Below are 25,865 nucleotides of genomic sequence, written 5' to 3' on the forward strand. Positions count from 1 at the left end.
GCACCCACCAGGACGCACACTGCGGGGTGAAGGAATGAGCGCGCCGTCATCCCCCGGGCAGGCATCGCCCGCACAGCGCGAAACCTTCCACTCGCGAAGGCTGTTCATCCTTTCCGCCATCGGATCGGCAGTGGGCCTGGGCAACATCTGGCGCTTCCCCTACATCGCCTACGACAACGGCGGCGGCGCGTTCCTGATCCCCTACCTCGTGGCGCTGCTGACGGCGGGCATCCCGCTGCTGTTTCTCGACTACGCCGTGGGGCACAAATTCCGGGGTTCGGCGCCCCTTGCGTACCGGCGCCTCCACCGCGCCGCCGAACCGCTCGGCTGGTGGCAGGTGCTGGTCTGCTTCGTGATCGCGGCATACTACGCCGTGATCATCGCCTGGTCCCTGATGTACACCGTGTTCTCGTTTTCCGGGGCCTGGGGTGACGACGCCGAGGGCTTCTTCTTCGGCAGCTTCCTCGCGCTGGCTGAGGCACCGGGCCTGGGCTTTGAGTACGTGCCGTCAGTTTTCTTCCCGCTGCTGCTCATTTGGGCCCTGGTCATCGTCATCATGGTGGCCGGCATCAGGAAAGGCATCTCGCGGGCAAATTCTATCCTGCTGCCGCTGCTGATGGTGATGTTCCTGTTGCTGGTGGTCCAGTCCCTGTTCCTGCCCGGCGCGGCCGAAGGGCTGAACGCCTTTTTCACGCCGGACTGGGCCGCGCTCGCCGACCCGGGAGTGTGGGCCGCCGCGTACGGGCACATTTTCTTCTCGCTGTCCGTCGGCTACGGCATCATGGTCACCTACTCCTCCTACCTCAAGCGGCGGACGGACCTGACGGGGTCGGGCCTGGTGGTGGCCTTCTCCAATTCGGGGTTCGAGATCCTGGCCGGCATTGGTGTCTTCGCCGCCCTTGGCTTCATGGCGCAGGCCGCCGGCGCAGGCGTGAACGACGTCGTGACCCAGGGCATCGGCCTGGCATTTATTGCCTTCCCCACCATCGTGTCCCAGGCGCCGTTCGGCCCGGTGATGGGGGTGCTGTTCTTCGGTTCCCTGGTCTTCGCCGGGATCACGTCCCTGATTTCCGTCCTGGAGGTCATTGTTGCTGCCGTCCAGGACAAGCTCGGCTGGGGCAGGGTCCAGGCCTCCGTGGTGGTGAGCGTCCTGGTGGGTGCAGTCTCGCTCGGCCTGTTCCCCACGGCCACCGGGCTCTACCTGCTGGACACCTCGGATGCGTTCGTCAACAGCTTCGGCATCCTGCTCGGCGCGCTGGTGACAGTGGTGGTGCTGGCCTGGTTCCTCCGCAAGCTGCCCCTGCTGTCGGCGCACCTGAACCGCACCTCCACCGTCAAGGTCCAGCGGACCTGGATGGTGCTGATCGCCGGCGTCGTTCCGCTGGCCCTGATCTACATGGTGGCCAACGAATTCATCGGCAAGATCACCACCACCTACGAGGGGTATCCGGAGTGGTTTGTTGGCATCTTCGGCTGGGGTATGGCCGCAACCCTGATCGTGGCTGCCCTGGTCCTGACATTCATCCCCTGGAGCCGCCGCTCCAAGGCGCACCACGACCCGGAATTCGACGCCGTGGTGGCGGAGGAATCGGAGGAAACAGCATGACCCCCATCGCGGTCACCATGATGATCATCGCCATCCTCACCGTCTGGGGCGGGCTGGCCCTGTCCATGCTCAACCTCAAACGGCACCCGGAGGACGAGGGCGCCCTGCCCGAAGAGCACGCGCCGGAACTTTGAGCCCAACGCGGAACCAGGGACGGTGTGGGCGGGGCAGAACCCCGCCCACACCGGCAGGCTAAGGGAAGCTGGGAACGTAGCTGGGAATTCCGACGGCGTCTGTTGAGACCGGTGCGCCGGTGTCATTGACGACGTGGTCCAGCGTCCCCGCACCCAGGTTCACGGTCAGCAGGCTGTGCAGCCTCACTCCTGGGGTTACAGGCACCTCGAACCCCCTGGTGGCATGGATGGTGGGGTCCACATTGTTGTAGACGTAGCTGCCGCCACCCCACAGCTCGTGGGTCCTGACGGAGTCGGCCACCTTGTAGCCGGCCCAGCCCAGGACACCGTCGTGCTGCCAGGCTGCCTGGTTGGGGGCATCGTAGGGCAGCTCATTCTGGAAGAAGACGGTCCTGCCGTTTTCGCCGTTCCAGATGACGTTGTACTCCTGGTAGTGCTCCACGAACAGTCCGGTGGCGGTGACGTTGTCGCCGTTGATGATGACGCCGTTCCTGCCCGTGTTGGTGGTCCACCCCACCCCGTTCCCGTGGTCGGCCCGCCATGCCCAAATGTGGTCAAGGAGCACGTTCTCGCTGTTGACCTCCAGGCTGACGGAGGCCTTGCCCACGTGCGGTCCGCCGATGCGGAAGAAGACGTCATGCAGGGTGGTGGGGTTTTCCGGGTCGCTGCGCACTGTGGAGCTGGCTGCCCCCGCACCCGCGCCCTTCGGGCCGCCGCTGCCAATGCGCATCAGGGCAGGCGAGTCCACCAGGCCGGCATCAACCGTGACGGCTGCGATGTCCACGCCGGGTACGTCGGCGACCGTCAGCGGAATGGCGCCGTCGACGGCCGTGAGCGTCGCGATGCCCAGCCCCAGCACAACTGTGTTGGCACGTTTTACTTCGATGCTTTCGTCAATGCCGTAAACGCCCGGCGTCAGCAGCAGGTTCTTGCCGCGCGCCAGCTGGGAGTTGATGGTTTTGACGGAATCGGAAGGGCTGGCCACATAGAAGTCGGACAGCGGAATGCTGCGGCCCGCCGTCGGACCGTTTTCCCACGTGGTGCCCGAAGACGCGTGGCGGACGGCGGGGACGAACACGCTGTACTGGCCCCCGGAGTCCACGGTGAGGTAGGGCTTCTCGCGGCTGATCGGCGTGCTGTCAAGGGTGGTGTAGGGCGGGCTGGGGAAAGACTGTGCGGGTGCGCCCTCCACGCCGGAGAAGACCTGGTTCCAGACGCCGTTGGACCAGTTGCCGATGCTGCTGTCACGCACAAAGTACTGCTGCTGCGAGCCGTTGATGACGTCGCCGGTCTTCGAATCCGAGATGAAGCCGCCGCTGGCGTACTGCGGGCCGGCCGTGCAGTAGTCCATGAGTGAGAGGTTGCCTCCGGTGATGTTGATCCGGCGCATGGGTGAGGCCTGCGAGGCCGCCCAGAAGTTGGCCGTCCCGCGGCATCCCTCAAGGCCGGTGACGTTGATGGTGAGGTTCGAAAGGGAGCGCCAGAAGTTGTTGAGTGCGATGCAGTTCTCTGCAGTCAGGCACCGGTTGTAGACGTCCACATGGCCGTTGATGGTGACATCGGTGGGGGAGGCGCCGAGCCCTGCGACCTCGGTGGAGTAGCCCACCTGGATGATGAGTGGTTCCTCCGCGCTTCCGTAGGATCCTGGCTTGAAGAGCAGCGAATAGCGCTTCGTGCCCATTTCATCGTCCACCTGTTCGGCGGCGATGGCATCCACGGTTGCCTGGATCTCTGCCACCGGCATTCCCGGATCAAAAACGTGGACGTTGGCCCCGAAGGGATGCGCTGCCGCGGGTGGCGTGATGACAGCTGGTGTGGCGACGGGCTGCGCGGCGGCCGGCAGCGCGATGGAGGAGGGTGCATCGGCGGGAGCGGGTGGCGGTGACGCGTTCGCAGGGCTGCTGCCGCCGGCCAGGAGTCCGATCAGGAGGGCTGCGCTGCAGGCTGTGCGCCGGACATGGCGTCCGCGGGCGGCAGTTGGAACGGGAGGAGACGGGGTGGGGTGTGGAGCAAGCGGCATTGCTGGTCCTGTTCAGTGGGGGATTGGAGGGAGTGCCGGGCCGGGGCAGTTTCCGCGATGCGGAGGGCTGTCGGACGGGCGGTGGGAGCGCTCCCGTCGAGGAAGCGTAGCACCGCCTTTTTAGGCCCGGCAAGGGTGAGATGGAAGCGCTCCTACCCCTCTTGACAGCTTCATGTGAAGTGGGACACCATGTGGTGAGAGCGCTCCCACGAGGAGTGCAGATCCCGTACCCCGCCCTTCCGCCCACGCGGCTTCGGTCCTCGGGCGTTGACGGCCTGCAAGGCAAACCATTTTTTGACGAAGGAGTCTTTCCTGTGAAAAAGCACGCCAAATTCTCTGTGCTGTCGGCTGCCGCCGCCTGCATGGCCCTGTCCCTGACCGCCTGCGGCTCCTCCACACCCGGGAAGGGCGGGGTGAATGACGCGACGGGGTCGGAACCGGTGACGTTGACGGTCGGTACCTTCAACGAGTTCGGCTACGAGAAACTGTTCGAAGAATATGAGGCGCTGAACCCCAACGTGACCATCGAGCACAAAAAGGCGGCAACCAGCAACGAAGCCCGCGACAACCTCACCACCCGGCTCGCCGCCGGTTCCGGCCTGTCCGACATCGAGGCCGTCGAAGTGGACTGGCTCCCCGAGCTCCTGGAGTACCCGGACAACTTCGCAGACCTGGCCGATCCCGCCGTGAAGGACCGCTGGCTGGACTGGAAAACCGAAGCCGCCACCACCGCCGACGGCAAGCTGGTGGGCTACGGGACCGATTCCGGCCCTGAAGCCGTCTGCTATAACGCCGAGTTGTTGAAGAAAGCGGGGATGCCCACCGAGCGCGGTGAAGTTGCCAGGATGCTCGGAGGCACCTGGGAAAGCTACTTCGACGCCGGCCGGAAGTTCAAGGCCGCCAACCCGGAGGCCGCCTGGTTCGATTCCGCCGGGGCCATCTACCAGGGCATGAGCAACCAGCTCGAGAAGGCCTATGAGGAGGAGGACGGCACCGTCATCGCCACGGAGAACCAGAAGGTCAAGGACATCTACAACCAGGTGCTGAAGGCTTCCACCGAGGACGGACTGTCCGCCCACCTCAAGCAGTGGAGCGACGACTGGGCAGCCGGTTTCCAGACCAGCGCCTTCGCCACCACCCTCTGCCCGGGCTGGATGCTCGGCGTCATCGAAGGCAACGCCGCAGGAGTCACCGGCTGGGACGTCGCCAACGTCTTCCCCGGCGGCGGCGGAAACTGGGGCGGGTCCTACTTGACCGTTCCCACCCAGGGCGCCAACCAGGCCGAAGCCAAGAAGCTGGCGGGCTGGCTGACCGCCCCTGAGCAGCAGATCAAGGCGTTCACCGCAAAGGGCACTTTCCCCAGCCAGAAGGAGGCCCTGGAAAGCAGCGAACTGCTGGGCCAGACCAGCGCCTTCTTCAACGGTGCACCCACCGGCGAGATCTTTGCCGAGCGCGCCAAGGCCGTTGAAGTGACCCCCTTCAAAGGCACCAAGTTCTTCGCAATCAACGACGCCATGCAGCAGGCCCTTACCCGCGTGGACGTTGACAAGACGGACGACGCCGCTTCCTCCTGGGAGAAGTTCGCCACCGCAGTGAAGTCGCTCTAAGCATGGCCGTCACCGACCGGGTCATAACGCCCCCAGCGGGGCGCAGCCCCCACGCCGGGGATGACGGGAAGAACGTCCGGCGGCTCGCATTCTCCCAGCGGGTTTCCAAATGGGACGTCAAGCTGTCCCCCTACCTCTACATCTCCCCCTTCTTCCTCCTGTTTGCGATCACGGGCCTGTTCCCGCTGGGATACACGGCATGGGTTTCGCTTCACAACTGGAACCTCATCGGCGGGCAGGGGAAGTTCGCGGGACTGGACAACTACGCGTTCGTCGTAGCCCAGCCCTACTTCTGGAACGCAGTGGGCAACACCTTCAGCATCTTCATCCTTTCCTCGGTTCCCCAGGTTGTCCTGGCACTGGTGATCGCTGCGGTGCTGGACGCGAACCTGAGGGCCAGGACGTTCTGGCGGATGGGGGTCCTGGTGCCGTTCGTCGTCGCGCCGGTGGCGGTGGGGCTGATCTTCAACAACCTCTTTGCAGACCAGTTCGGGCTGATCAACGAGATGCTGAAGGCAGTGGGGCTTGACCCGGTCCGGTGGCACTCCGACTCCTTGGCGAGCCATGCGGCCATTGCCACCATGGTCAACTTCCGGTGGACGGGCTACAACGCCCTGATTTTCCTGGCTGCCATGCAGGCGATCCCGCGCGACGTGTTCGAAGCGGCAACGATCGACGGCGCCGGCCGATTGCGGCAGTTCTTCTCCGTGACCGTGCCCATGCTTCGCCCCACCGTCATCTTCGTCGTGATCACTTCCACCATTGGCGGGCTCCAGATCTTCGACGAGCCCAGGGTCTTCGACCAGTCCGGCCTGGGCGGCGCGGACCGGCAGTGGCAGACGCTGACCATGTACATCTGGGAGCTCGGCTGGGGCCAACGGAACTTCGGCAGGGCCTCCGCCGTGGCGTGGCTGCTCTTTCTGATCATCGTGCTGATCGCCCTGCTCAACTTCGTCATCACCAAGCGCATAGCCAGCCAGGGAGGCCGCAAGTGAGCTCCATTCCCATGATCGAACAGACTGCCGGCAAGGGCGCCGCCCGGGCGGCGGCCCGCCGCGGAAAGGGCGGGAACCGCAGAGCCGGGTTCGGTGGCGCACGGCGGCCGGGCTCCCTCACCTACGGCTTCCTGGGTGCCGTCCTGCTGGCATCCCTCTTCCCCCTCTACTGGTCCTTCCTCGTGGGCAGCCACGACAACACCGTCCTCAGCCGCGGTATCCCGCTGCTTCCCGGCGGAAACTTCCTGGCCAACGCGGCGAAGGTCTTTGACAGCATCCCGTTCTGGAAGGCGATGGGCAACAGCCTGATCGTCTCGGGCGTGACGGCAGCGTCCGTCGTCGTGTTTTCCACCCTGGCCGGGTTCGCCTTTGCCAAGCTCCGCTTCCGCGGCAACAAAGCACTGCTGGTCTTCGTGATCGCCACTATGGCGGTTCCCACCCAGCTGGGCGTTGTCCCGCTGTTCATCGTGATGTCCAGGCTGGGCTGGACGGGTTCGCTGTGGGCCGTCATCATTCCGGGCCTTGTCACGGCCTTCGGGGTGTTCTGGATGACGCAGTACCTCCGCGACGCGCTTCCGGACGAGCTGATCGAGGCGGTCCGCATGGACGGCGCGTCGATGATCCAGGCCTTCTGGCACGTCGGTTTTCCCGCAGCGCGGCCTGCGGCGGCGATGCTTGCCTTGTTTACGTTCGTGGCCACGTGGACAAACTTCTTCTGGCCCTTCATCGTCCTCGACCCCGCAAACCCCACCCTCCCGGTGGCACTGCAGTTGCTCCAGGCGGCCCACTTTGTTGACTACTCGGTGGTCCTGGCCGGCGCAGTGCTCGCCACCGTCCCACTCTTGCTCCTGTTCATCGCGGCAGGCCGGCAACTCGTTTCAGGAATCATGCAAGGAGCAGTAAAAGGATGAGCCTTAACCCACTTCCGTTTCCCAGGGACTTCCTGTGGGGCGCAGCCACAGCGGCCTACCAGATCGAGGGCGCGGCCCGCGAGGGCGGCAGGCAGGACTCCATCTGGGATACGTTCTCCAGGGTCCCCGGTGCCGTCGCCGACGGCCACAACGGCGATGTGGCCTGCGACCACTACCATCGCTACCGGCAGGATGTGGCCCTCATGGGCAGCCTGAACCTAAAGGCTTACCGGTTCTCCACCTCCTGGGCCCGCTGCATGCCGGACGGCGTCACGCCCAATCCGGAGGGCATCGGCTTCTACTCCCGCCTGGTGGATGAACTCCTGGCCGCGGGCATCACCCCGTGGCTCACCCTGTACCACTGGGACCTGCCCCAGGCGTTGGAGGACAAGGGCGGCTGGGCCAACCGGGACACCGCTTACCGGTTCGCCGAGTATGCGGCCCTAATGCACAGCGCGCTGGCCGACCGGGTGCGGTTCTGGACCACCCTCAACGAGCCCTGGTGCTCGGCCTTCCTCGGCTACGCCGCGGGCATCCATGCCCCAGGACGGCAGGAACCGCGGTCCGCGCTGGCTGCCGCCCACCACCTGCTGCTCGGCCACGGCCTGGCAACCAGGGAACTTCGCCGCCGGGACCCTGACGCCAGCCTCGGTGTCACCCTCAACCTGACTGTGTCCGATCCCCGGGATCCGGGCAGCGCGGGCGACCGCGACGCCGCGCGCCGGATCGACGGCCAGTTCAACCGGATATTCCTGGACCCGCTGTTCAAGGGGGAGTACCCTGCGGATCTTTTGGCGGATGTTGCCCACCTCGGCCTGGCTGAATTCGTCCAACCGGGGGACCTGGACATCATCTCCGCGCCCCTGGACCTGCTGGGAGTCAATTACTACCACGGAGAATCCGTTACCAAGGATCCAGGTGATACGCCACGGCCGGAAGGACAGGAGCCGACGGCGGCCGCTCCCGTCCGTCCCACGTCCCCGCCTTTTGTAGCGGCGGACGGTGCACGCTCCGTGCCGCGCGGCCTTCCTGTCACAGGCATGGGGTGGGAGGTCCAGCCCGACGGCCTGCGCCGGCTGCTGAACCGGCTCCAGGCTGAGTACACGGGCCCGGCGGGAATCCCCGTCTACATCACCGAAAACGGGGCAGCCTATGAGGACGTCGCGGACCACAACGGCTTTGTGGATGACCAGGACCGGCTTGCCTTCATTGCGGCCCATCTGCAGGCCCTCCACGGTGCCATCGGGGATGGCGTGGACGTCCGCGGCTACCTTGCCTGGTCCCTGCTTGATAACTATGAGTGGTCCTTCGGCTACCACCAGCGCTTTGGCCTGGTCCGGGTGGACTACCGGACCCAGGAGCGTATCCCCAAAGCCAGTGCGCTGTGGTACTCCGCGGTGGCGGCGTCAAATGCGGTTCCAGCGGGCACTTCCGCTTTGTCCTCTCCTGAGCAGGGTGTCGTAGTGTCTGTGTAATGAATGAAAAGTCCCGTCGTCCGGCTTTGCTGAAGGCCGGCCGGCCCAGCCCGACGCTGGAGGATCTTGCCACCGCCGCCGGGGTTTCCCGCTCCACGGCGTCCAGGGCGATCAACGGCGGGCTGAAGGTGAGCCCGGAAGCCCAGGCCGCCGTTGACGCTGCCATTGTGGCGCTGGGCTACACCCCGAACCGGGCGGCGCGAAGCCTGGTGACCAGGCGCACCGGGTCCATCGCCCTGGTTATTCCGGAGCCGGACGCCCGGGTCATGATGGATCCCTTCTTCGCAGCCGTCATCACCGGCGTGAACGAGGCCCTGCGCGACACCGACATGCAGTTGGTGTTGCTGATGTCCCGGGCGGGGGATGATTCGGCGCGGACCCTGCGGTACCTGCGCGGCGGCCACGTGGACGGCGCCATTGTGGTGTCGCACCACCGGGCCGACAACTGGGTGGAGTCGCTTGGGAACACCGGGCTGCCCACGGTCTTCATTGGCCGGCCGTGGGACACGGAGGCCGGGATTCCCTTCGTGGACCTGGACAATTTCGAGGGTGGCCGGCTGGCGGCACGCCACCTGGCCGGGCTCGGCCGAGCTCGGCTGGGGACGGTGGCCGGACCCACCGACATGACTGCCGCCGTCGACCGTCTCGAAGGCTGGAAGCAGGGACTCCTCGAGGCAGGCCTGCCGGCGGGGCCTGTCATCCACGGGGACTTCACGACGGCGGGCGGGGCCGAGGCCGCGCGGAGACTCCTGGACCAGGCACCGGAGCTTGACGGCGTTTTCGCTGCCTCCGACCTGATGGCGCTGGGCGTCATCGAAACAGTGCGCAGTGGCGGCCGGCAGGTTCCGGGGGACGTGGCGGTGGTCGGGTTCGACAACCATGCCCTGCTGGCCGCCAACGGGCTTGGCCTGACCACGGTGAACCAGCCCATGGTGGATATGGCCATGTCGGCCGGGCAGCTCCTGGTCCGGGCCATCCACAACCCCGGGGAGCGGCTGGAGCCGGTGGTCTACCCCGCGGAACTTGTGGTGCGGGGCAGCACCTCCGGCTGATCACCGCCGTTTGCGTCCCGTCCGCTCCTTCCGCTCGGCTGTCTCGCGTTCCGCCCAGCGCTGCGACTTCCCCGCCGAGACCACCTTCTGGTGCCACTCCCGCTGGTACGCGCGCTGCGCGGCGGCGTCGCTGCGCCGGGCGAGGGCGGCGATCTCGCGCTGCATCTTCAGGTAGCTGTGCCAGCGGCGTTCCTCGAGCCGCCCGACCGCAAGGGCGTCCTGGACGGCACATCCGGGTTCAGCCTGGTGGGAGCAGTCCGAGAACCGGCATCGGCCGGCCAGGTCCTCCACGTCGCCGAACATCTCGCCCATGCCGTCTTCGGCGTCGAACAGCCCGAAGCCGCGCACGCCGGGCGTATCCATCAGGACGGCGCCGTTGGACAAGGGCACCAGTTCCCGGGACGTGGTGGTGTGCTTGCCCTTGAAATCGCCCGCGCGGACCTCGCCCGTGTCCTGCACCTGGTCTCCCACCAAGGCGTTGATGAGGGTCGACTTGCCCGCCCCAGACGGCCCCAGGAGCACAATCGTCCCTCCGGGCGGGATGTGGGCGAGCAGGTGGTCGATGCCGTCGCCGGTTTCCGCGGAGGTGGTTACCACGTCCACGCCGGCCGCCTGCAGGATGACCTTTCCGACGACGTCGTCTGCCACGGCGGAGAGGTCCGCCTTGGTGATGATCACCAGGGGAGTGGCCCCGGAGTCCCACGCAGCCACAAGGGTGCGCTCGAGCCGGTTATGGGTGAGCGGCCGGTCCACGGGAACCACCACGCCCACGGTGTCCATGTTCGCGGCCAGGACCTGCGCCGCGGATGAGTCCTCGAACGCACGCTTCCTGCTGAGCTCGGACAGGCGCGGCAGGACGGCCAGGATCTGGCGCTCGCCGGCGCGGTTGGGCCCGGTCCACACCCAGTCGCCGGTTACCGGGACCTCGCCGGCCAGCGGGTAGGGCAGGTGCAGGAGCGCATCGTCGACGGCGACGAGCAACCGGTTGCGGTCCACCCGCACCACACGGCCGCGGCCTGTCGCTGTCTCGTGGGGGTTGGCGTCGAAGTGCCGGGCCACCGCGGGGGTGTAGCCGTAGGCGGGGAGCCCGGTGGTTGGGGAGTTATTGGTACTGCTGTCCAGGGCGTTGCCTGAAGAAGAATTCACGATGGTTCCTCGGGAAAGTCCCCGATGCACCAAGGCGCCTGGCAGGTCCGGGCGCTTACCGCCGTCGAAAGGTCAGGCGGGGATGGTGCCGTCGAGGGGGATGGTCTGGTTGATGGATGCGGGGCGCACGGGGCGCGCGGCGACGACGGTCATCAAAACCACCTCCATTCCTCGCGGGTTCTTTCCGGCCTGCCGGGGATGGCAGCCAACGGAACGTGTCCTACTTTAGCTGCGGCCGCCGTCGGGGGCCAGAGCCCGCGTTGACTCATTGAAAACCTCCGCGTAGCTGGATTCGTTGCCTCATTTGAAAACCTCCGCTTGCGCGGCGTGGTTGAGGGTGTTGGCAGCGGGTGCAGGTTATGCCCGTTTTCATGGAGCTAACGATGGCCCAGCGGCAAGCTGTGACGAAGAAGAAAGCCCTGGCCTACCGGGGTGCTGATCGTGCAGGGAAGTCCCGGATCCTGAACGAACTCGTCGAGTTGACGGGATGGCACCGTGACTATGCCAGGGCGGCATTGCGGGAGGCGCTGGTCCTGAAGGCCGTCAAACCCAGACCGGGCAGGGCCCCAGTGTACGGTCCTGATCTGCTGGATCCGCTGATCAGGTGCTGGGCTGTGCTGCGGTCCCCCGCCGGCAAGCTTCTGGCCCCGATGCTGCCGGTTCTGGTGCCACTGCTGCGCCGGGACAAAGAGCTGGACATAAGCGATGAACAAGCCGCGTTGCTGATGCGGATGAGCGCGGCGACCATTGACAGGAAGCTCGCCGGCGAGCGGGCGAAGCTGACCCTGCGGGGACGGTCCCACACGAAGCCGGGGACCCTGCTGAAGTCCCAGATCCCGGTCCGCACCTGGGCCGAGTGGGATGACGCCGTGCCGGGCTTTGTCGAGATTGACCTGGTCGGCCATGAGGGCGGCAACAGCTTCGGAGAGTTCTGTTTCACGCTCACCGTAACCGACATCTGCACCGGGTGGACGGTGAACCGGTCCGTGCGGAACAAGGCCGCTAAATGGGTCTTCGAAGCCCTCGAACACGTCACCGCGGTGTTCCCGTTCCCGATTCTGGGCATCGACTCGGACAACGGCTCGGAGTTCATCAACGAGCACCTGCTGGCCTACTGCCACGCCCGTCAGATCACCTTCACCCGCTCCCGGCCGGGCAACAAAAACGACGGCTCCCACGTGGAGCAAAATAACTGGGCCCGGGTCCGTGAACTGGTCGGCTACCTGCGCTACGACACGGCAGCCGAGCTGGACAAGCTCAACGAGATCTGGGAGTTGGACCGGGTCTTCACCAACTACCTCCTGCCCCAGCAGAAGCTCATTTCCAAGCAACGCTACGGCGCTAAGGTCACCAAGAAACATGACAAACCGACCACACCCCACCACCGCGCCGTGCGCCATCCACGGATGCGTAAGAGCCCGGTCATTCGGATGAACGCCTCTTTCAAACGCATCAAACCCGGGGCCCTGTCGCGCCAAATCCTGGCCCTTACCGCCGAACTGGAAACCCTCGCCCTGGCCAAGAAACCAGCACCCATCAAACCGGTAAACCGGGCCTGGAACCCCTAGGCCTCCGGAGCTTTTCCACTGAGGCAACGATCACGCGAAAACGGAGGTTTTCAGGTGAGGCAACGTATTAGTCTTCCCGGAGGTATTGCAATGAGGCAACAGGGAGCCAAGAGGCGCGGAAACGCGCAAAGGGGCGCGGCCCCCAACGAAGCCGCGCCCCTGGCCTGGAAAAGAACTCAGGCGCTGGTGGCGTCCTGCACCTCGCCCACCAGTTCCTCGATGATGTCCTCGAGGAACAGCACGCCCGTGGTCCGGCCCTGCGCGTCGAAGACCCGGGCCACGTGGGCGCCGGTGCGGCGCATGGCGGCCAGTGCGTCCTCCAGCTCGGCACCCGCGAAGGCGGAGGCCAGGCGGCGGATCCGCTTGGCGGGCACAGGACGGCTGAACTTCTCTGCCGAGGTCAGGTCCATCACGTCCTTCAGGTGCAGGTACCCTGTGGGTTCCGCGTCCTGGTTGGTGAGGATGTAGCGGGAGTAGCCGTGCCGGGCCACCGCCTGCTGGATGTCGGCCGGGGTGGAGCCCTCCGGCAGCAGCACCATGTCCGCCAGCGGAACCTGGACGTCCGCCACCGTCTTTGCGGTGAACTCGAACGCGTTCGTGAGGGCGCCGGTGGTGTCCTTGAGGACGCCGTCGCGGGTCGACTGCTCCACGATGGTGGCCACCTCGTCCAGGGTGTAGGCGCTGGTGGCCTCATCCTTCGGTTCCACCCGGAACAGCCGCAGGATGCTATTGGCGATGCCGTTCAGGGTCCAGATCACCGGCTTGAAGACCTTGGCCACCAGGACCAGCGGCGGGGCCAGGATCAGGGCGGCGCGCGTAGGCACCGAGAACGAGATGTTCTTGGGCACCATCTCGCCCAGCACCACGTGCAGGAAGGTCACCAGCAGCAGGGCCGTGACGAACGCGATGATGCTGATCGCCTCATAGGACAGGGAGGTCAGGCCCAGCGGGATCTCGAGCAGGTGGTGGATCGCCGGTTCGGAGACGTTGAGGATGATCAGCGAACAGACCGTGATGCCGAGCTGGCTGGTGGCCAGCATCAGCGTGGCGTGTTCCATCGCCCACAAGGTGGTCTTCGCGGCTTTGCTGCCTGCCTCGGCCCTGGGCTCGATCTGGGAGCGGCGGGCGGAGATGACGGCGAACTCGGCGCCCACGAAGAAGCCGTTCACCACCAGGAGCACCGCCAGCCAGATGATGCCGGGAAGGTATTCACTCATGGGTCAGCTCCCGGGTGAGGTTGTCGATGATGCGGTCATGCTCGCTCTGCGGCGGCTCGCCGGGGCCGTCAGGCGTGAAGCGCAGCCGCTCCACGTGCGTGCCGGACACACGCTCCACACGCAGCGTGCCGCCGTCGACCTCCACCTCGTCTCCCAGCTCGGGCAGCCGGTCCAGCTGATCGCTGACGTAGCCGCCCACGGTGTCGTATTCGCCGTCGGGCACCTCGATGCCGGTGCGGTCCAGAAGCTCGTCCGGGCGGAGCGCGGCGTCGAAGGTGACAGACCTGCCGATCCGGACCACGCCGGCCCGGGCGCGGTCGTGTTCATCTTCCAGCTCACCCACGATTTCCTCGACGAGGTCCTCAAGGGTGACGATCCCGGCGGTGCCGCCGTGCTCGTCGGTGACGATGGCGACCTGCAGGCCCTGCCGGCGGAGTAAGCCGAGGAGCGTGTCAACGCCCATGGATTCCGGCACGCGGAGAGGCTCGATCATCAGGTTTTCCGCTGAAACGCCGGCGCGTTCGCCGAGGCCGATGGCGAACGCCTGCTTGACATGCAGCACGCCCAGGACGTCGTCCCGGTCCCGCCCGATGACGGGGAAGCGGGAGTAGCCGGTGGCCTTGGCCAGGTTCACGATGTCCTCGGCCGTGTCAGCGGTTCCGACGGCGGTCATCCGCACGCGCGGGGTCATCACGTCCACCGCGCTGTGCTCCGAGAAACGGAGCGTGCGGTGCAGCAGTTCGGCGTGGTCCCGGTCCAGGACGCCTTCGACGGCGGAGCGGCGCACCAGGGAGCTGAGCTCCTCGGCGCTGCGCGCGCCGGAAAGTTCTTCCTTGGGCTCGATGCCGAAGGACCGGATGATCCTGTTGGCGGTGTTGTTGAACAGCAGGATCACTGGTTTGAACACGGCGGTGAAGAGCGCCTGGAAGGGCACCACCACCTTGGCGGTGGCCAGTGGCAGCGCCAGGGCGAAGTTCTTGGGCACCAGTTCACCGATCACCATGGAGAAGATGGTGGCCAGGAAGATGCCGGCCACGGAGCCAACCGCGGGAACCAGTGCTTCCGGGATGCCCACCGAGGTGAGCGGCCCATTGAGCATTTTGCTGATGGCCGGTTCGAACGTGTAACCGGTGAGGAGCGTGGTCAGTGTAATGCCCAGTTGCGCTCCGGACAGGTGGGTCGAGGTGATTTTCAGGGCCTTGATGGTGGGCCCGAGCCGCTTCTCGCCGCGGGCCTGGCGGGCTTCGAGGTCGTGCCGGTCAAGGTTCACCAGGGCGAACTCGGAGGCGACGAAGAAGCCGGTGCCGACAGTCAGGACAAGGCCGATGCCGAGCATGATCCATTCATACATTGGGGCGCCCCTCTCCAGTGGTGGCCGGAAGTCCGGTCAGGTGGCAGAGGGGCCTGGGCATATGTGAAGGAGGGTCGTCCATAGTGGGTTCAACTCTACTTGGTGCCCGTTGGTTCCCTTGTAGCTGTCAGCGCTGGAGTTCGAGGGCGCGTTTCTGCCGGGCCGAGATGGAGGAGACGTAGCCGCAGTTGGAGCAGGTGATGTTGTATTTGCGGGATGTCGTGAACACCGGAATGAAGAAGAGCGTGAATTTGGTGGCACGTTCCTCGAGGTGGTGGTGGACGAACTGGCGGCAGTACTGGCACGATGCCGCCTTGCCCGGCAGCGCTTTGAGTACTGTCTTGAAGCCGAAGAGAAGGAGCATGGCGGGCCTTTCGTGGTCCTGTCCGGGCGGTCCCGTGCTTATCGCACCACCTTAGAGGGTTTTGCCGTGGTTGTTCACGGGTAGGAATGCTGATGCATCCCCCCTGCGGCGGTGCGATACTGGGGATCGGCACAGCATTCGGCGTTGGGGGGACTTCGAAGACATGGTTCTGGATACCGCGACCCTCCGGATCGCGTTTGGCCTGATGGCGCTGGTGCTGGTGGTTCTTTTCTACTTCTCCGCGTACCGGGTCACGCGCTCGCCGTACAGCGGGTGGTGGTGCCTTGCCCTGGTGTTCTTCCTGGCCGGTTCAGCCTGTTTCCTGCTGGACGGGACCGCCCACCAGGTGTGGGCGAACCCGGCAGGCAACGTGCTCCTGGTGCATGGGGGCGTGGCAGTGTGGGCGGGTGCCCGGTCGCTGCGAACCGTGCCGCCGCCCAAGTGGGCGTTCACGGGGATCCCGCTGGTGGTGCTGGTGGCCTCGGCCCTGGACAGCCCCGCCACGAATACGTGGTCCGGCGGCGCCGTGTTCCTGGCGGCGATGAGCGTGACCATCGGGCTGGCCTCGCGGGAGCTCTGGCGCCTGGAGCCGGGGTATTCACGGGTGCGGGTGCCCATGGCCGTGGCCGCGGGCGGGCTCGCCGTTTTCTATGTCCTCCGGTTCCTGGCGTTTGTGCTGGAAGGGCAGAACGGGGCCATCTTCACTACGGTCTTCGGTTCCGCAGTGACCACTATCGTGACCATGGTGCTGCTGGTGGTCGTGTCTTTCAGTATGGCCGGCCTGAGCAACGAGCAGCAGACGCGGGCGTTGCGGGTGGTGGCCTCGCGTGACGACCTGACCGGGCTGCTCAACCGCAAGGCATTCCTTGACCTGGCCGGCGAACTCCTTTCGGACCACGCCGTCACCCGCGGCTCCGGCGTGCTGGTCCTGGCCGACCTGGACCACTTCAAAGCCGTCAACGACACCTACGGTCATGCCGCCGGTGATACGGCCCTGCAGCGGTTCGCCGAGGCCTGCACCGAAACGGTCCGGTCCACCGACCTCGTGGGACGGTACGGCGGCGAGGAGTTCGTTCTCCTCCTTCCGGGTGCGAGCCCCGAGCGCGCCGAGCTGATCGCCGAGGAAATCAGCCGCCGCCTCGCCTCAGATCCCGCCGTGGACGGCATGGACATGCCCACCGTGAGCTACGGGATTTCAACGTACGACGCCGGGTCCTCCGACGTGGACGACGTCATCGCCGCCGCCGACGCGGCTCTCTACACGGCCAAGTCCCTGGGCCGGAACCGCACCGCGCGCAGCGACCGGATGCTTTAGGGTTCCTTGCGGGACGTGTCAGGTTTGGTTCTGGACCTTTGGTTGGGTGTGTCAGGTAACGCTGATTCCGGTCCTAACCTGACGGGTTTTTACCTCCCTGCCTGACGTCAGGTTGGGGTGACTTCAAACTTGCGGAGTCCGGCCGAGGGCTTTTGCTTTTAGGCATTCCCCGGCGTTCCGAAGATTTGCTTTGTAGTCATCCGGTAGTTGAGGTGGCCGGATAGTTCCTGTGGTGTGACCCAGACCTGGTGGCCTTGGGCGGCTTCGAACATCTGCCGCGGGCCGTCTTGGTCAGCGGCGATCCATAAAGCTGAGGAGTCGGGCATTGCTTCTTCAACGAAGCCTGTCCTGATCACGCGCCCGTGGAGGTGTATCTCCACGTAAGTGTTGATCAGCAGGCTCCACTCGACGTGTTTGTGGGCTGTTGCGCGGTTGGAGGTCATGGCATGGGCTTTCGGAGTCTTACGGAAAAGTGCAGTGCCCGGCGAAGCTGTCAACCGCTCTCGTTTGTCGTCTACGCGCTTGCCCTACTCTCGGTTCAGCGTTTGCGGGTGAGGGCCGCGTAGGAGGTGCGGAGGTGGCCTTCCATGAGGGCGCGGGCGAGGGCTTCATCACGGTGGGTGATGGCGTCCACGATAAGGCGGTGGTCCTGGAGGCTGCGGTGGAGTTCGTCGGGGGAGTAGTACTGAAAGGACCCTGACATGAGAGGGGCGAGGGCGAGGTCCTTAGCGATGTTGAACAGTCGGGGTGAGGCTGCTGATTCGAGGATCAGCAGGTGGAGCTCGTGATTGAGCTCTGCGATCTCCGCACGGTAGCCGTTGCTTTTGGTCGCGGCGATTTGGTCCATGCGGTCACACAGCCGGTTCAGCTCCTCGAGTTGGGAGTCTGACCGGCTGTGTGCCGCAAGGCCTGCGGCGTGGGCTTCGAGCAGGGCCCGGATGGACATGACTTCTGCCGCGTCTGTGGTGGTCCATTCAGCGACGAAGACGCCGCGGTTGGGGGAGACAACGACGAGTCCTTCGTCGGCGAGGTCGCGCAGGATGGATCGGATTGGTGTGCGGCTGATGGCGTATTCCTCGCAGAGGCCGCGTTCGGTCAGGTGGCTTCCCGGAGGAAGTTTGCCGGTGGTGATTTTGCCGCGCAAATCCTCCAGGACGTCCTTACGCTGCGTGACCAATCGACCCTCCCGAGACCTGTCCATGATCTCAACCGACCACGATGCTGGATGCTACCTGTTTAGCCTAGTGTCAGGGGCGGCTGAGTCCGAGCAGATCCAGGGTCGTGGCTCCTTCACGGATCCGTGCCCGCATTTCTTCCTCTTTCAATTCCCGGCGTTCTGAGGAGTCTAGGGCCACATCAATATCGGCCGCGGCGACGCGGACCAGCCCGTCGGCGTCACCGACGAGGATGTCGCCTGGGTGGATGAGCACACCGCCGATGGTGACAGGGACGTTGACCCGGCCTTTCTGGACTTTTGTGGTTTTACGGATGCACAGGCCCCGGGTGAAGACGGGGAAGCCGGAGGCGATTATTTCCTGGCTGTCGCGCACGGCTCCGTCGATGACCAGGCCTGCGAGACCGCGTTCCTGGGCGGCGAGGGTGAGGACATCGCCCCACGGGCCGGCCTGGGTGTAGCCCTTGGCGTCAACGACGAGGATGTCGCCTTCGCCGGCTTCGAGCAGGGCGACGTGGATGAACCAGTTGTCTGCCGGTTCCAGATCAACGGTGACCACGCGTCCGGCGATCCGTGAGGTCGGATCGAGGGGCTTGATGGCGGGGTCGATGGCGTCGCGCTGGCCGTTGGCCTCGTAGACGGTGGCCGCTCCGAGCTGTGCCAGCCGGGCGAGGCGGGGGTCGGTGGCGTGGGTGGTGGTGGTCATTTCGCGGGTTCTCCTGTGGTGACGAGTTGTGCCTTGGCGTCGGCTTCTTCTTCGGCGATCCGGGCGGTTGCCTCTGCCTGCTTGACGAACTTCAGGCCGACAACCATTGCCGCTGCGATGAGGCAGGTGGCGCTGACCAGGGCCAGGCCCCAGTTGTTGTTGCCGGTGGAGTCTTTGAGGGCGCCGAACGCGAACGGTCCGACGAAGCCGCCGAGGTTGGCGATGGAGTTGATGGCTGCAAGGCCGACGGCTGCTGACTGCCCGGTGAGGAACAGCGACGGCAGGGACCAGAACGGGCCGTAGGTGGCGTAGACGGCGACGGTGATGACGGTCAGCAGGACAACGGAGAGCAGTAGATTGTTCACGGCGAAGGGCATCAGGGCCAGGCCGGCGCCTGCGGCGATCAGCGGGATGCCGACGTGCCAGCGGCGTTCGCGGGTCTTGTCGGAGTGGCGGGCCCAGTAGACCATGAAGATCGCGGCGATGCCGTAGGGAACAGCGTTGATGTAGCCGACGGCGGTGTTGCTGAGCTGCGTGGAGGCGGCGGCGATGATCTGCGGGGTGAAGAACGCCAGGACGTAGATCGCGACGGACTTGCTGTAGTAGATCAGGGACAGTGCCAGGACCCGGCCGCCGGCAAGGGCGCGCCAGAAGGAGACGTGCCCGTGCCGCTGGACCTTGGCGTCCCGCTCTTTCTGCAGGGTGGTCTCCAGCCAGGTCTTTTCTTCGGCGGTCAACCATTTGGCCTGGGCGGGGGAGTCAACGAGAACGAAGAGCGTCACGACGGCCATGATGATGGCCGGTCCGCCTTCGAGGATGAAGACCCAGCGCCAGCCTTCCATGCCGAGCCAGCTGATGTTGTCCATGATCATGCCCGATACGGGGGCGGCGATGACGGTCGCCAGGGGCAGGGCGATCATGAACAGGGCGACCACGCGGGCGCGTTCGCGCTCGGGGAACCAGTAGGACAGGTACAGGATGACGCAGGGGAAGAACCCGGCTTCGGCGATACCCAGCAGGGTGCGGATGATGGCGAGCTGGGTGAAGTCCTGGATGAAGCCGCAGGCGACCGCGACGACGCCCCAGGAAACCAGGATGCGGGCGATCCATTTCCGGGCCCCGACCTTGCGCATCAGGATGTTGCTGGGAACTTCGAAGAGGAAGTAGCCGATGGAGAACAGCCCGGCGGCCAGGCCGAACTGGGCTGCGTTGATGCCGAGGTCGGCGTTCATCTCCTTCGCGACGAAGCCGACATTGGCGCGGTCGATGAAGGCGATGATGTAAAGGATTACCAGCAGGGGCAGGATCCGGAACTTGATCTTGCGGATCGCTGCGTCCCCGATGCGGGAGCCGATAGCTGCGGCGCTCATGCCGTTACCTCCTGGGGGGTGGAGGAAGTCTGGGATGCTGTGGTGTCCAGCCAGCGCAGGGCGGCCTCGAAGGTTGCCTCGTCAGGTCCTCCGGTCGCGGAGACGTTCCGGGCGGTGGTGGCGTACTTCTCGGCGACGTGGCTGGTGAGCTCCGACGGGTAGCCGGCGCGGTCCAGCTGGGCGGCGGCTTCCAGTACCTCGGCGTGACGGCGCACGGAGTGGGCCGGGTGGGTAGTGACCATGCTCTTAAGCAGGTCGGTGAAGGGGGACTGGTCGACGTCGCTGAGGACGGTGTACAGCTGGTCCAGGACACCGTAGGAACGGGCTGCAGGCAGCGCCTCGATGGCGAGGGCTTCCAGTCCTTTCATGATCACTGAGCGGAGCAGCTTCACGGTCACTGCATCGCCGGGGGCGCTATCCGGAAGGACCCGCACCGGGGCCCCGACAGAGGCAAGCAGCTCGTGGACCGCAGGGACCTGCGGGCCGGCGTACAGCAGGGGCGTGCGGACCCCGCTCAACGCGACGGCACCGGTGATGGCGATATCGACGTAGCCAAGGCCGGCAGCGGTCGCCTTGGCGGCAGCTTCCCGCTTGGCCTGCGCCGCGGCGGTCGTCATATCCACGATTGTCGCACCGGCGCCCAGATGCTGCACCAGCGGGTCAATCACGAACGGCAGAACCGATCCCGGGACACAGAGCAGGACAACGTCCTGATCGGCGATCCATTCCGAAACCTGAGGGCGGATGGGTACGCCGGAGGTTTCAGACCAGCTCACGGCTGCAGCAGGGGGCTGCGGGTCCGAGAGAGAAACAGTCTGGGCGGGGTTCGCTGTGAGCGCCTCAGCCCAGCACAGGCCAACTTGGCCAGAACCAATGATTGTGGTTTTCAAGACAGACTCCTTCGTCTCGCGTCCTGTGATTCAAGATACAACATGAGTACCATCTGGGCAATATGGACGCTCACTTCGCCGAACCTGCGCCATTTGGTATTTTTTTTGTCTTGACAGTCCCTGTGGGCCATGTCACTATTTCTCAGCGGAATGGTTCTCATTGCGAGAAATGAGTGGCCGCGAAACCTAAGAAGGAAAAAATGACAACGGAGTCAGTGACAGCGAAATCGGAGCGGGCCACAGTTGCGCCGTCCGTGCTGGTAGGCATCGGCGCCTTCGCCGCTGTCGGCATCTATGCCCTGGTCGGCTCGGTCAGTCTCGGCCTCTGGACTTCGCTGGGGCCCGGCCCCGGCCTCTTCCCGTTTGCCATGGGGTCAGTGCTGGTCGCAATGTCAGCTCTTTGGCTGATCCAGGAGCTGCTCCGGCCGAGTGAGAGGGCCGACGGGATCGAACGGGACGTGGTGATCTCAGTTGTGGTGAGCCTTGTTGTCCTGGCAGCCGTCATGGACCTGCTGGGCTTTCAGCTGAGCATCTTCCTCTTCCTCATGTATCACCTGAAGTTGCGCGGCCGCCGGTCGTGGGTGTCTTCGCTGATCACGGCCCTCGCCGGAAGCGTCGGCGCGTTCTACGTCTTCACCTACGGCCTGAACGTATCGCTGCCCGTCTCCGCGTTCCCTCTGCTCAACACGATCGGACTCTAGACATGGAGACAATCAACGAACTTATGGGCGGCTTTGCGGCCGCCATGACCTGGCAAAATCTGCTGTTCGCATTCCTGGGCTGCCTCCTCGGCACCATCATCGGAGTCCTGCCCGGAATCGGCCCGGTCGCCGGCGTCGCACTCCTGATACCACTGACGCTCAATCTCGATGCGACCGGCGCGATCATCATGCTGTGCGCCATCTTCTACGGCACCGCGTACGGGGGAACCATCACCAGCGTCCTGCTGAACACTCCGGGCGAAGCAGCCTCAGCAATAACGACCATCGACGGCTACGCGATGACCAGGATCGGCAAGGCGGGCGCTGCCTTGACCATTGCCGCCGTCGGGTCCTTCATCGGGGGAACGATAGCCACCATCGGCCTGGTCGCAGCCGCAAAGCCCCTGGGGGAGCTGGGGTTGCTGGTCGGGCCGCCGGAATTCTTCGCACTCATGATCGTTGGCATCTCCCTCCTGGTCGCACTCGCCGGCAAGTCCATGGTCAAGGCAATCATCTCCGGCGCCCTGGGCCTGCTGATCGCCATGATCGGTATCGACCCGGTAGCCGGAGCCCCACGGTTCACCTTCGGCATGGACCGGCTCCTGGACGGCGTCAGCTTCGTCGCCGTGATCGTGGGCGTCTTCGGCCTCTCCGAACTCCTGGCCTACCGCAAAGGCACAGCGCCGACCAACGTGCACGCCCCCAACCTGCGGTCATTGCTCCCGACCGGCAAGGAGTGGCGCCGCAGCATGCCGGCCATGGCCCGCGGCACGGGTATCGGCTTCGGCCTGGGCCTCATCCCCGGTATGACCGGCTCCGTATCCTCCCTCTTGGCCTACGGCGCCGAACGCAAGTTCTCGCGCCACCGCAACGAACTCGGCAAGGGCGCCATCGAAGGTGTTGCCGGCCCCGAAACGGCCAACAACGCCCACGCGAACGCCGCCTTGATTCCACTGTTCACCCTCGGCATCCCGGCTTCTCCGACAATCGCGGTGCTCATGGGCGCCTTCCTTCAACAGGGACTCACCCCCGGCCCCACCCTGTTCGCGGAAGAGTCGGAGTTTGCCTGGGCAATCATCGCCAGCCTGTTCATCGGAAACCTGATTCTGCTGATCCTGAACGTCCCCCTGGTCGGGCTCTGGACCTCCATCCTCCGTGTACCGACATCGATCCTGACCCCTCTCATCCTGCTGTTCATGATCATCGGCGCCTACACGATCAACTTCAGCGTCTTCGACGTCTTCGTGATGATCGCGTTCGGCCTTCTGGGCCTCGCCCTGCGGCAACTGGACATCCCGCTGGCACCCATGGTGCTGACCCTGGTCCTTGGCCCGCTGATGGAACGGTCCCTTCGCGAATCCCTCGAAATCTCCCAGGGCGACTTCAGTATCTTCACCAGCCGTCCCATCTCCGCGGTCCTGATCGGCCTGGGACTGCTGATCATCTTCAGCCCCCTGCTCAAACTGCGAAAGCCCAAAGCACTCAACGAAGACCCCGAAACCTAAAAACCCACCCCACTCAAAACGCACCCCTCCAGGTGCCCCTTCAAAGGAGAAGAACAATGATCACCCGTCCCCGAATCGCCGCCGCCGTCGCGGCAGCAACCCTCATCGCACTCACCGGCTGCGGCGCAAACGCCGGAACCACGAACACCGCCGCCACGGACGATTTCCCCAAAAAGGGCAAGTCCATCGACCTGATCGTGGCCTTCGGATCCGGCGGAGCGGTGGACACCGCCTCCCGCCTCGTCGCGCCCATCCTCGAGAAAGAACTTGGCACCAACGTCGAGGTCATCAACAAGCCCGGCGCTGGCGGCCAGATCGGCTACACGGCACTGACCAGCGCCAAGCCCGACGGATACACCATCGGCGCCACCGGCTCCCCGTCAGTGGTCGTCTCACCGCTGGACCCGTCCCGCGGCGCTACCTACACCCGCGACAGCTTCCAGCCCCTGGCCCGGCACGTCGTCGACCCGGCCGTGATCGCCGTGCAACCGGATAGCCCCCATCAGACCTTGAAGGAACTCATCGACGCCGCCAAGGCCAACCCCAAGTCGATGACCGCAAGCACCACCGGGCTGCAAACCGGCGAACACTTCGCCCTGGCACAAATCCAGGACACCACAGGCGCCGAATTCGCCCCCGTCCACTTCGCCGAAGGCGATGCCGCGGCCTCCGCGGCGTTCCTCGGAAAGCACGTGAACGTCCTCGTCGGAGACGTCAGTGGCGTGACCGACCTGATCAAACAGGGCAAGGCCCGCGTCCTGGGCGTCATGAGCCCCGAACGGGCTCCGGCACTGCCGGACGTCCCCACGTTCAAGGAATCCGGCTATGACATCGAAGCCAGCACCGCCCGCGGCTTCTCAGCTCCGGCCGGACTGCCCGACGCTGTGGCCGAGAAACTCGAAGCAGCCCTCAAGAAAGCCATCGAAGACCCCTCCGTCGTCAAGAAGATGGAAGAACTCGGCCTGCAAACCAGCTACCTCTCCGGAGTCGACTACAAAGAGTACTGGGCCGGGCAGGAAGCGACCTTCAAGAAGGTCCTGCCGCTCGTTCAGAAAAAGGACTAGCCCGTAACTCCTAACGCAAGCCGTGAAAAACCGCAGCGTGACGTAAAAAACGAGAGCCTCCTCGCGTCGATTGGGTCAACACACACTCATCTCGACACCAGGAGGCTCTCAGTCGTGCCTGTTCATCGAACGTAAATAACTCGCCCAACGCGGCGCCGATGACGGCACCAACGAGATAGAGGACTTCCGCGTCAGGGCTGAACGGGAGCAAGACGCACGACCCGATCGTGGCTCCAGCTCCTATCGAGAGGACCCAGCCCACAACCACTGCCCAGCGGAGAGTCGAGTTACTGGGTCGGTCTATGCGGACAAATTTGCTCGGGTCAACCGGCGCAGGCCCCGTCCTGACTCGGCGTCCCCTTGGTTGCCATCATGGCCGCCAGCACAGCCTGGCTCCATGACGTCTGCCGAAAGCCGGGCGGGGAGCGCCGGTTAGTCTTCCTTCGGGTCTTCGAGGACCGCACGCGCAGCGGCCGCCTCGTGACGGTCCGGCAGGTCCTTCTCCTGCTCCTCGATCTTGCGGCGGTAGAAGCCATGGGCAGCTTGTTTCGTGATCCCCAGCGCCTCGCCGATCTGGGTCCACGTCGCTCCGGCTTCCCGCGCGGACTTAATGACGTACCAGCGCCCTGCCGTCAACAGCTCGACGGCCTTCGCGTTGGCCCGCAGCGCCTCAAGCGCCGCGACTTCCCGCACCCCTGAAAGGAACAGAGCCGCGGCTTCCCGAGCCTGGTCGCTGCCGGTCGCAGAGACCTCGCGCCACGTCTCACCGCTGTTGAAGTCTTCCCATACCTTCAGCAACTCGTGCACATCACCGCTACTGAGCGCCTACTCCACCGGCAAGCCATCACCACTCATGCGGTCAAGCTAACTTGACCGCATCGCCTGGTCAAGAGAAGCCTTAACCCGCCCAGGGGGGCGCCCACGAGCACCACTGATACGGCTATCCGTCCGCCACTATGATCGAAGCTCCGGTTTCCCGGCCCGTCCGTGCCAGCGAAGCGATGGCCCGCGCTATCTTCAGCCCGCCCTGGACTGACGGTTCGATCGGGTTGGCATAGTCTCCGTCTTCGCTACAGATGAGGCGAAGATCGATCAACGCAGTACCGCGGGAAAACGCGGCCCTGGTGATTACGTCGTTGAACAGGCACAACGCAGCCTTGATGACGCTGTGGTCAGGCCCGGACGGGGGAGTGTCGTAAATCGTGCACACGGCCGCCGGCACTCCGGTGCCGGCAACGGCGTCGATCATGGCTAGGTAGTCCCTGGTGAATATCGCTCGGGCCGCAGCCAGCATTGCAAGCGCTTCAGCAACAGACCAGGGCTTTCCCTGCAGCAGCGGCGCATAACCGAGGGCATCATTGCCGCCGGCGCTGACCACCAGGAGCGTTGCGTCCTCCGGCAGGGAACCAAGCTGCCGGTGGACGCCGGCTATGACGTCGCCGTCGACCGCCAGCAGCGAGCATTTCCAGTCCGGTAGCTCCTGCCCCAGTTGGGTCGCGACGTCGGGGCCTCCGCCAACGTATGCGGCGTTATCGAGGATCGAATCTCCCAGCAGTACGACGTGACCGCTGCGGGCTTTTCCGGCTCTGCCCTCTTCCATCTACCCATCCTGCACCCACGTCACCGGCAGATCTCGCCAACCCCTTGCGCGGAATGAGTCGACGACTCTAGTATATCAGTCCATACGCATAGCT

24 protein-coding genes are annotated in these 25,865 nt (G+C 65.1%); 12 read left to right on the forward strand and 12 right to left on the reverse strand.

Translation table 11 applies throughout. From position 1 onward, the window contains the following. Positions 1-34: 34 nt before the first annotated feature. On the forward strand, positions 35-1,606 hold the full coding sequence (locus tag ACYQ1Z_RS07730; protein ID WP_459791903.1) for a sodium-dependent transporter: 1,572 nt from the start codon (positions 35-37) through the stop codon (positions 1,604-1,606). Next, entirely contained in the window at positions 1,603-1,740 is a 138-nt protein-coding gene (locus tag ACYQ1Z_RS07735) for a methionine/alanine import family NSS transporter small subunit (RefSeq protein ID WP_459791904.1), read from the forward strand. Before ACYQ1Z_RS07730 ends, ACYQ1Z_RS07735 begins: the two co-directional genes overlap by 4 nt. Positions 1,741-1,798: 58 nt before the next feature. On the opposite strand, the gene ACYQ1Z_RS07740 is transcribed toward ACYQ1Z_RS07735, so the two are convergent. Further along, on the reverse strand, positions 1,799-3,760 hold the full coding sequence (locus ACYQ1Z_RS07740) for an adenylyl cyclase (protein WP_459791905.1): 1,962 nt from the start codon (positions 3,758-3,760) through the stop codon (positions 1,799-1,801). A 314-nt stretch (positions 3,761-4,074) separates the two neighbouring features. Between ACYQ1Z_RS07740 and ACYQ1Z_RS07745 the strand changes: the two genes are divergently transcribed. The 5 genes from ACYQ1Z_RS07745 to ACYQ1Z_RS07765 are packed head-to-tail and all read left to right on the forward strand — an operon-like array spanning position 4,075 to position 9,800. Beyond that, complete coding sequence (locus ACYQ1Z_RS07745) at positions 4,075-5,367, forward strand: ABC transporter substrate-binding protein (protein WP_459791906.1); 1,293 nt, start codon at positions 4,075-4,077, stop codon at positions 5,365-5,367. Positions 5,368-5,369: 2 nt separating this feature from the next. After that, positions 5,370-6,362, forward strand: a complete 993-nt coding sequence (locus ACYQ1Z_RS07750) for a carbohydrate ABC transporter permease (protein ID WP_459791907.1) — start codon at positions 5,370-5,372, stop codon at positions 6,360-6,362. Further along, complete coding sequence (locus ACYQ1Z_RS07755) at positions 6,359-7,273, forward strand: carbohydrate ABC transporter permease (RefSeq protein ID WP_459791908.1); 915 nt, start codon at positions 6,359-6,361, stop codon at positions 7,271-7,273. The genes ACYQ1Z_RS07750 and ACYQ1Z_RS07755 overlap by 4 nt, the downstream gene beginning before the upstream one ends. Beyond that, a complete protein-coding gene (locus ACYQ1Z_RS07760) occupies positions 7,270-8,748 on the forward strand; it encodes a glycoside hydrolase family 1 protein (RefSeq protein ID WP_459791909.1) in 1,479 nt (492 codons plus the stop codon). The genes ACYQ1Z_RS07755 and ACYQ1Z_RS07760 overlap by 4 nt, the downstream gene beginning before the upstream one ends. Beyond that, on the forward strand, positions 8,748-9,800 hold the full coding sequence (locus tag ACYQ1Z_RS07765; RefSeq protein ID WP_459791910.1) for a LacI family DNA-binding transcriptional regulator: 1,053 nt from the start codon (positions 8,748-8,750) through the stop codon (positions 9,798-9,800). The genes ACYQ1Z_RS07760 and ACYQ1Z_RS07765 overlap by 1 nt, the downstream gene beginning before the upstream one ends. Here ACYQ1Z_RS07765 and rsgA read toward each other — a convergent pair whose 3' ends face one another. Beyond that, on the reverse strand, positions 9,801-10,946 hold the full coding sequence (rsgA, locus tag ACYQ1Z_RS07770) for a ribosome small subunit-dependent GTPase A (RefSeq protein ID WP_459791911.1): 1,146 nt from the start codon (positions 10,944-10,946) through the stop codon (positions 9,801-9,803). Between the two features lie 383 nt (positions 10,947-11,329). Between rsgA and ACYQ1Z_RS07775 the strand changes: the two genes are divergently transcribed. Beyond that, positions 11,330-12,514 carry an integrase catalytic domain-containing protein gene (locus ACYQ1Z_RS07775; protein WP_459791912.1) on the forward strand — a complete coding sequence of 395 codons (1,185 nt, stop codon included), beginning with the start codon at positions 11,330-11,332 and terminating at the stop codon, positions 12,512-12,514. A gap of 176 nt (positions 12,515-12,690) precedes the next feature. Here the strand turns inward: ACYQ1Z_RS07775 and ACYQ1Z_RS07780 are convergent, their stop codons facing one another. From ACYQ1Z_RS07780 to ACYQ1Z_RS07790, 3 genes are all read right to left on the reverse strand, one after another. Next, positions 12,691-13,731: a hemolysin family protein gene (locus ACYQ1Z_RS07780; RefSeq protein ID WP_459791913.1), complete on the reverse strand. Its 1,041-nt coding sequence runs from the start codon at positions 13,729-13,731 to the stop codon at positions 12,691-12,693. After that, positions 13,724-15,082 (reverse strand): hemolysin family protein, encoded by a 1,359-nt coding sequence (locus ACYQ1Z_RS07785; protein WP_459791914.1) that lies wholly within the window; start codon positions 15,080-15,082, stop codon positions 13,724-13,726. Before ACYQ1Z_RS07785 ends, ACYQ1Z_RS07780 begins: the two co-directional genes overlap by 8 nt. Before the next feature lie 127 nt (positions 15,083-15,209). Further along, complete coding sequence (locus ACYQ1Z_RS07790; RefSeq protein ID WP_459791915.1) at positions 15,210-15,446, reverse strand: zinc-ribbon domain-containing protein; 237 nt, start codon at positions 15,444-15,446, stop codon at positions 15,210-15,212. A 163-nt stretch (positions 15,447-15,609) separates the two neighbouring features. On the opposite strand from ACYQ1Z_RS07790, the gene ACYQ1Z_RS07795 reads away from it, so the two are divergent. Next, the gene (locus tag ACYQ1Z_RS07795) at positions 15,610-16,761 is read left to right on the forward strand and encodes a GGDEF domain-containing protein (RefSeq protein ID WP_459791916.1); all 1,152 of its coding nucleotides are present in this window, start codon (positions 15,610-15,612) and stop codon (positions 16,759-16,761) included. A 158-nt stretch (positions 16,762-16,919) separates the two neighbouring features. Here the strand turns inward: ACYQ1Z_RS07795 and ACYQ1Z_RS07800 are convergent, their stop codons facing one another. The 5 genes from ACYQ1Z_RS07800 to ACYQ1Z_RS07820 all read right to left on the reverse strand — a co-directional run bounded on the left by ACYQ1Z_RS07800 (position 16,920) and on the right by ACYQ1Z_RS07820 (position 20,901). After that, positions 16,920-17,204 (reverse strand): hypothetical protein, encoded by a 285-nt coding sequence (locus ACYQ1Z_RS07800; protein ID WP_459791917.1) that lies wholly within the window; start codon positions 17,202-17,204, stop codon positions 16,920-16,922. Positions 17,205-17,299: 95 nt separating this feature from the next. Further along, entirely contained in the window at positions 17,300-17,938 is a 639-nt protein-coding gene (locus ACYQ1Z_RS07805) for a GntR family transcriptional regulator (protein ID WP_459791918.1), read from the reverse strand. Positions 17,939-18,008: 70 nt separating this feature from the next. Beyond that, positions 18,009-18,641, reverse strand: a complete 633-nt coding sequence (locus ACYQ1Z_RS07810) for a 4-carboxy-4-hydroxy-2-oxoadipate aldolase/oxaloacetate decarboxylase (RefSeq protein WP_459791919.1) — start codon at positions 18,639-18,641, stop codon at positions 18,009-18,011. After that, complete coding sequence (locus tag ACYQ1Z_RS07815; protein WP_459791920.1) at positions 18,638-20,011, reverse strand: MFS transporter; 1,374 nt, start codon at positions 20,009-20,011, stop codon at positions 18,638-18,640. The genes ACYQ1Z_RS07810 and ACYQ1Z_RS07815 overlap by 4 nt, the downstream gene beginning before the upstream one ends. Then, positions 20,008-20,901, reverse strand: a complete 894-nt coding sequence (locus ACYQ1Z_RS07820; protein ID WP_459791921.1) for a DUF1932 domain-containing protein — start codon at positions 20,899-20,901, stop codon at positions 20,008-20,010. The genes ACYQ1Z_RS07815 and ACYQ1Z_RS07820 overlap by 4 nt, the downstream gene beginning before the upstream one ends. 200 nt (positions 20,902-21,101) lie before the next feature. On the opposite strand from ACYQ1Z_RS07820, the gene ACYQ1Z_RS07825 reads away from it, so the two are divergent. The 3 genes from ACYQ1Z_RS07825 to ACYQ1Z_RS07835 are packed head-to-tail and all read left to right on the forward strand — an operon-like array spanning position 21,102 to position 24,171. Beyond that, entirely contained in the window at positions 21,102-21,602 is a 501-nt protein-coding gene (locus ACYQ1Z_RS07825) for a tripartite tricarboxylate transporter TctB family protein (protein ID WP_459791922.1), read from the forward strand. A gap of 2 nt (positions 21,603-21,604) precedes the next feature. After that, positions 21,605-23,107, forward strand: coding sequence for a tripartite tricarboxylate transporter permease (locus ACYQ1Z_RS07830; protein ID WP_459791923.1), 1,503 nt, complete (start codon positions 21,605-21,607; stop codon positions 23,105-23,107). A 56-nt stretch (positions 23,108-23,163) separates the two neighbouring features. Further along, a complete protein-coding gene (locus ACYQ1Z_RS07835; RefSeq protein WP_459791924.1) occupies positions 23,164-24,171 on the forward strand; it encodes a tripartite tricarboxylate transporter substrate binding protein in 1,008 nt (335 codons plus the stop codon). A gap of 432 nt (positions 24,172-24,603) precedes the next feature. Here the strand turns inward: ACYQ1Z_RS07835 and ACYQ1Z_RS07840 are convergent, their stop codons facing one another. Together ACYQ1Z_RS07840 and ACYQ1Z_RS07845 are read right to left on the reverse strand one after the other, a co-directional pair. Then, on the reverse strand, positions 24,604-24,978 hold the full coding sequence (locus tag ACYQ1Z_RS07840; RefSeq protein WP_459791925.1) for a hypothetical protein: 375 nt from the start codon (positions 24,976-24,978) through the stop codon (positions 24,604-24,606). A 133-nt stretch (positions 24,979-25,111) separates the two neighbouring features. Continuing rightward, positions 25,112-25,771: an SGNH/GDSL hydrolase family protein gene (locus ACYQ1Z_RS07845; protein WP_459791927.1), complete on the reverse strand. Its 660-nt coding sequence runs from the start codon at positions 25,769-25,771 to the stop codon at positions 25,112-25,114. Between the last annotated feature and the right edge of the window lie 94 nt (positions 25,772-25,865).

The sequence above is a fragment of the Arthrobacter sp. AD-310 genome (genome assembly GCF_054656615.1).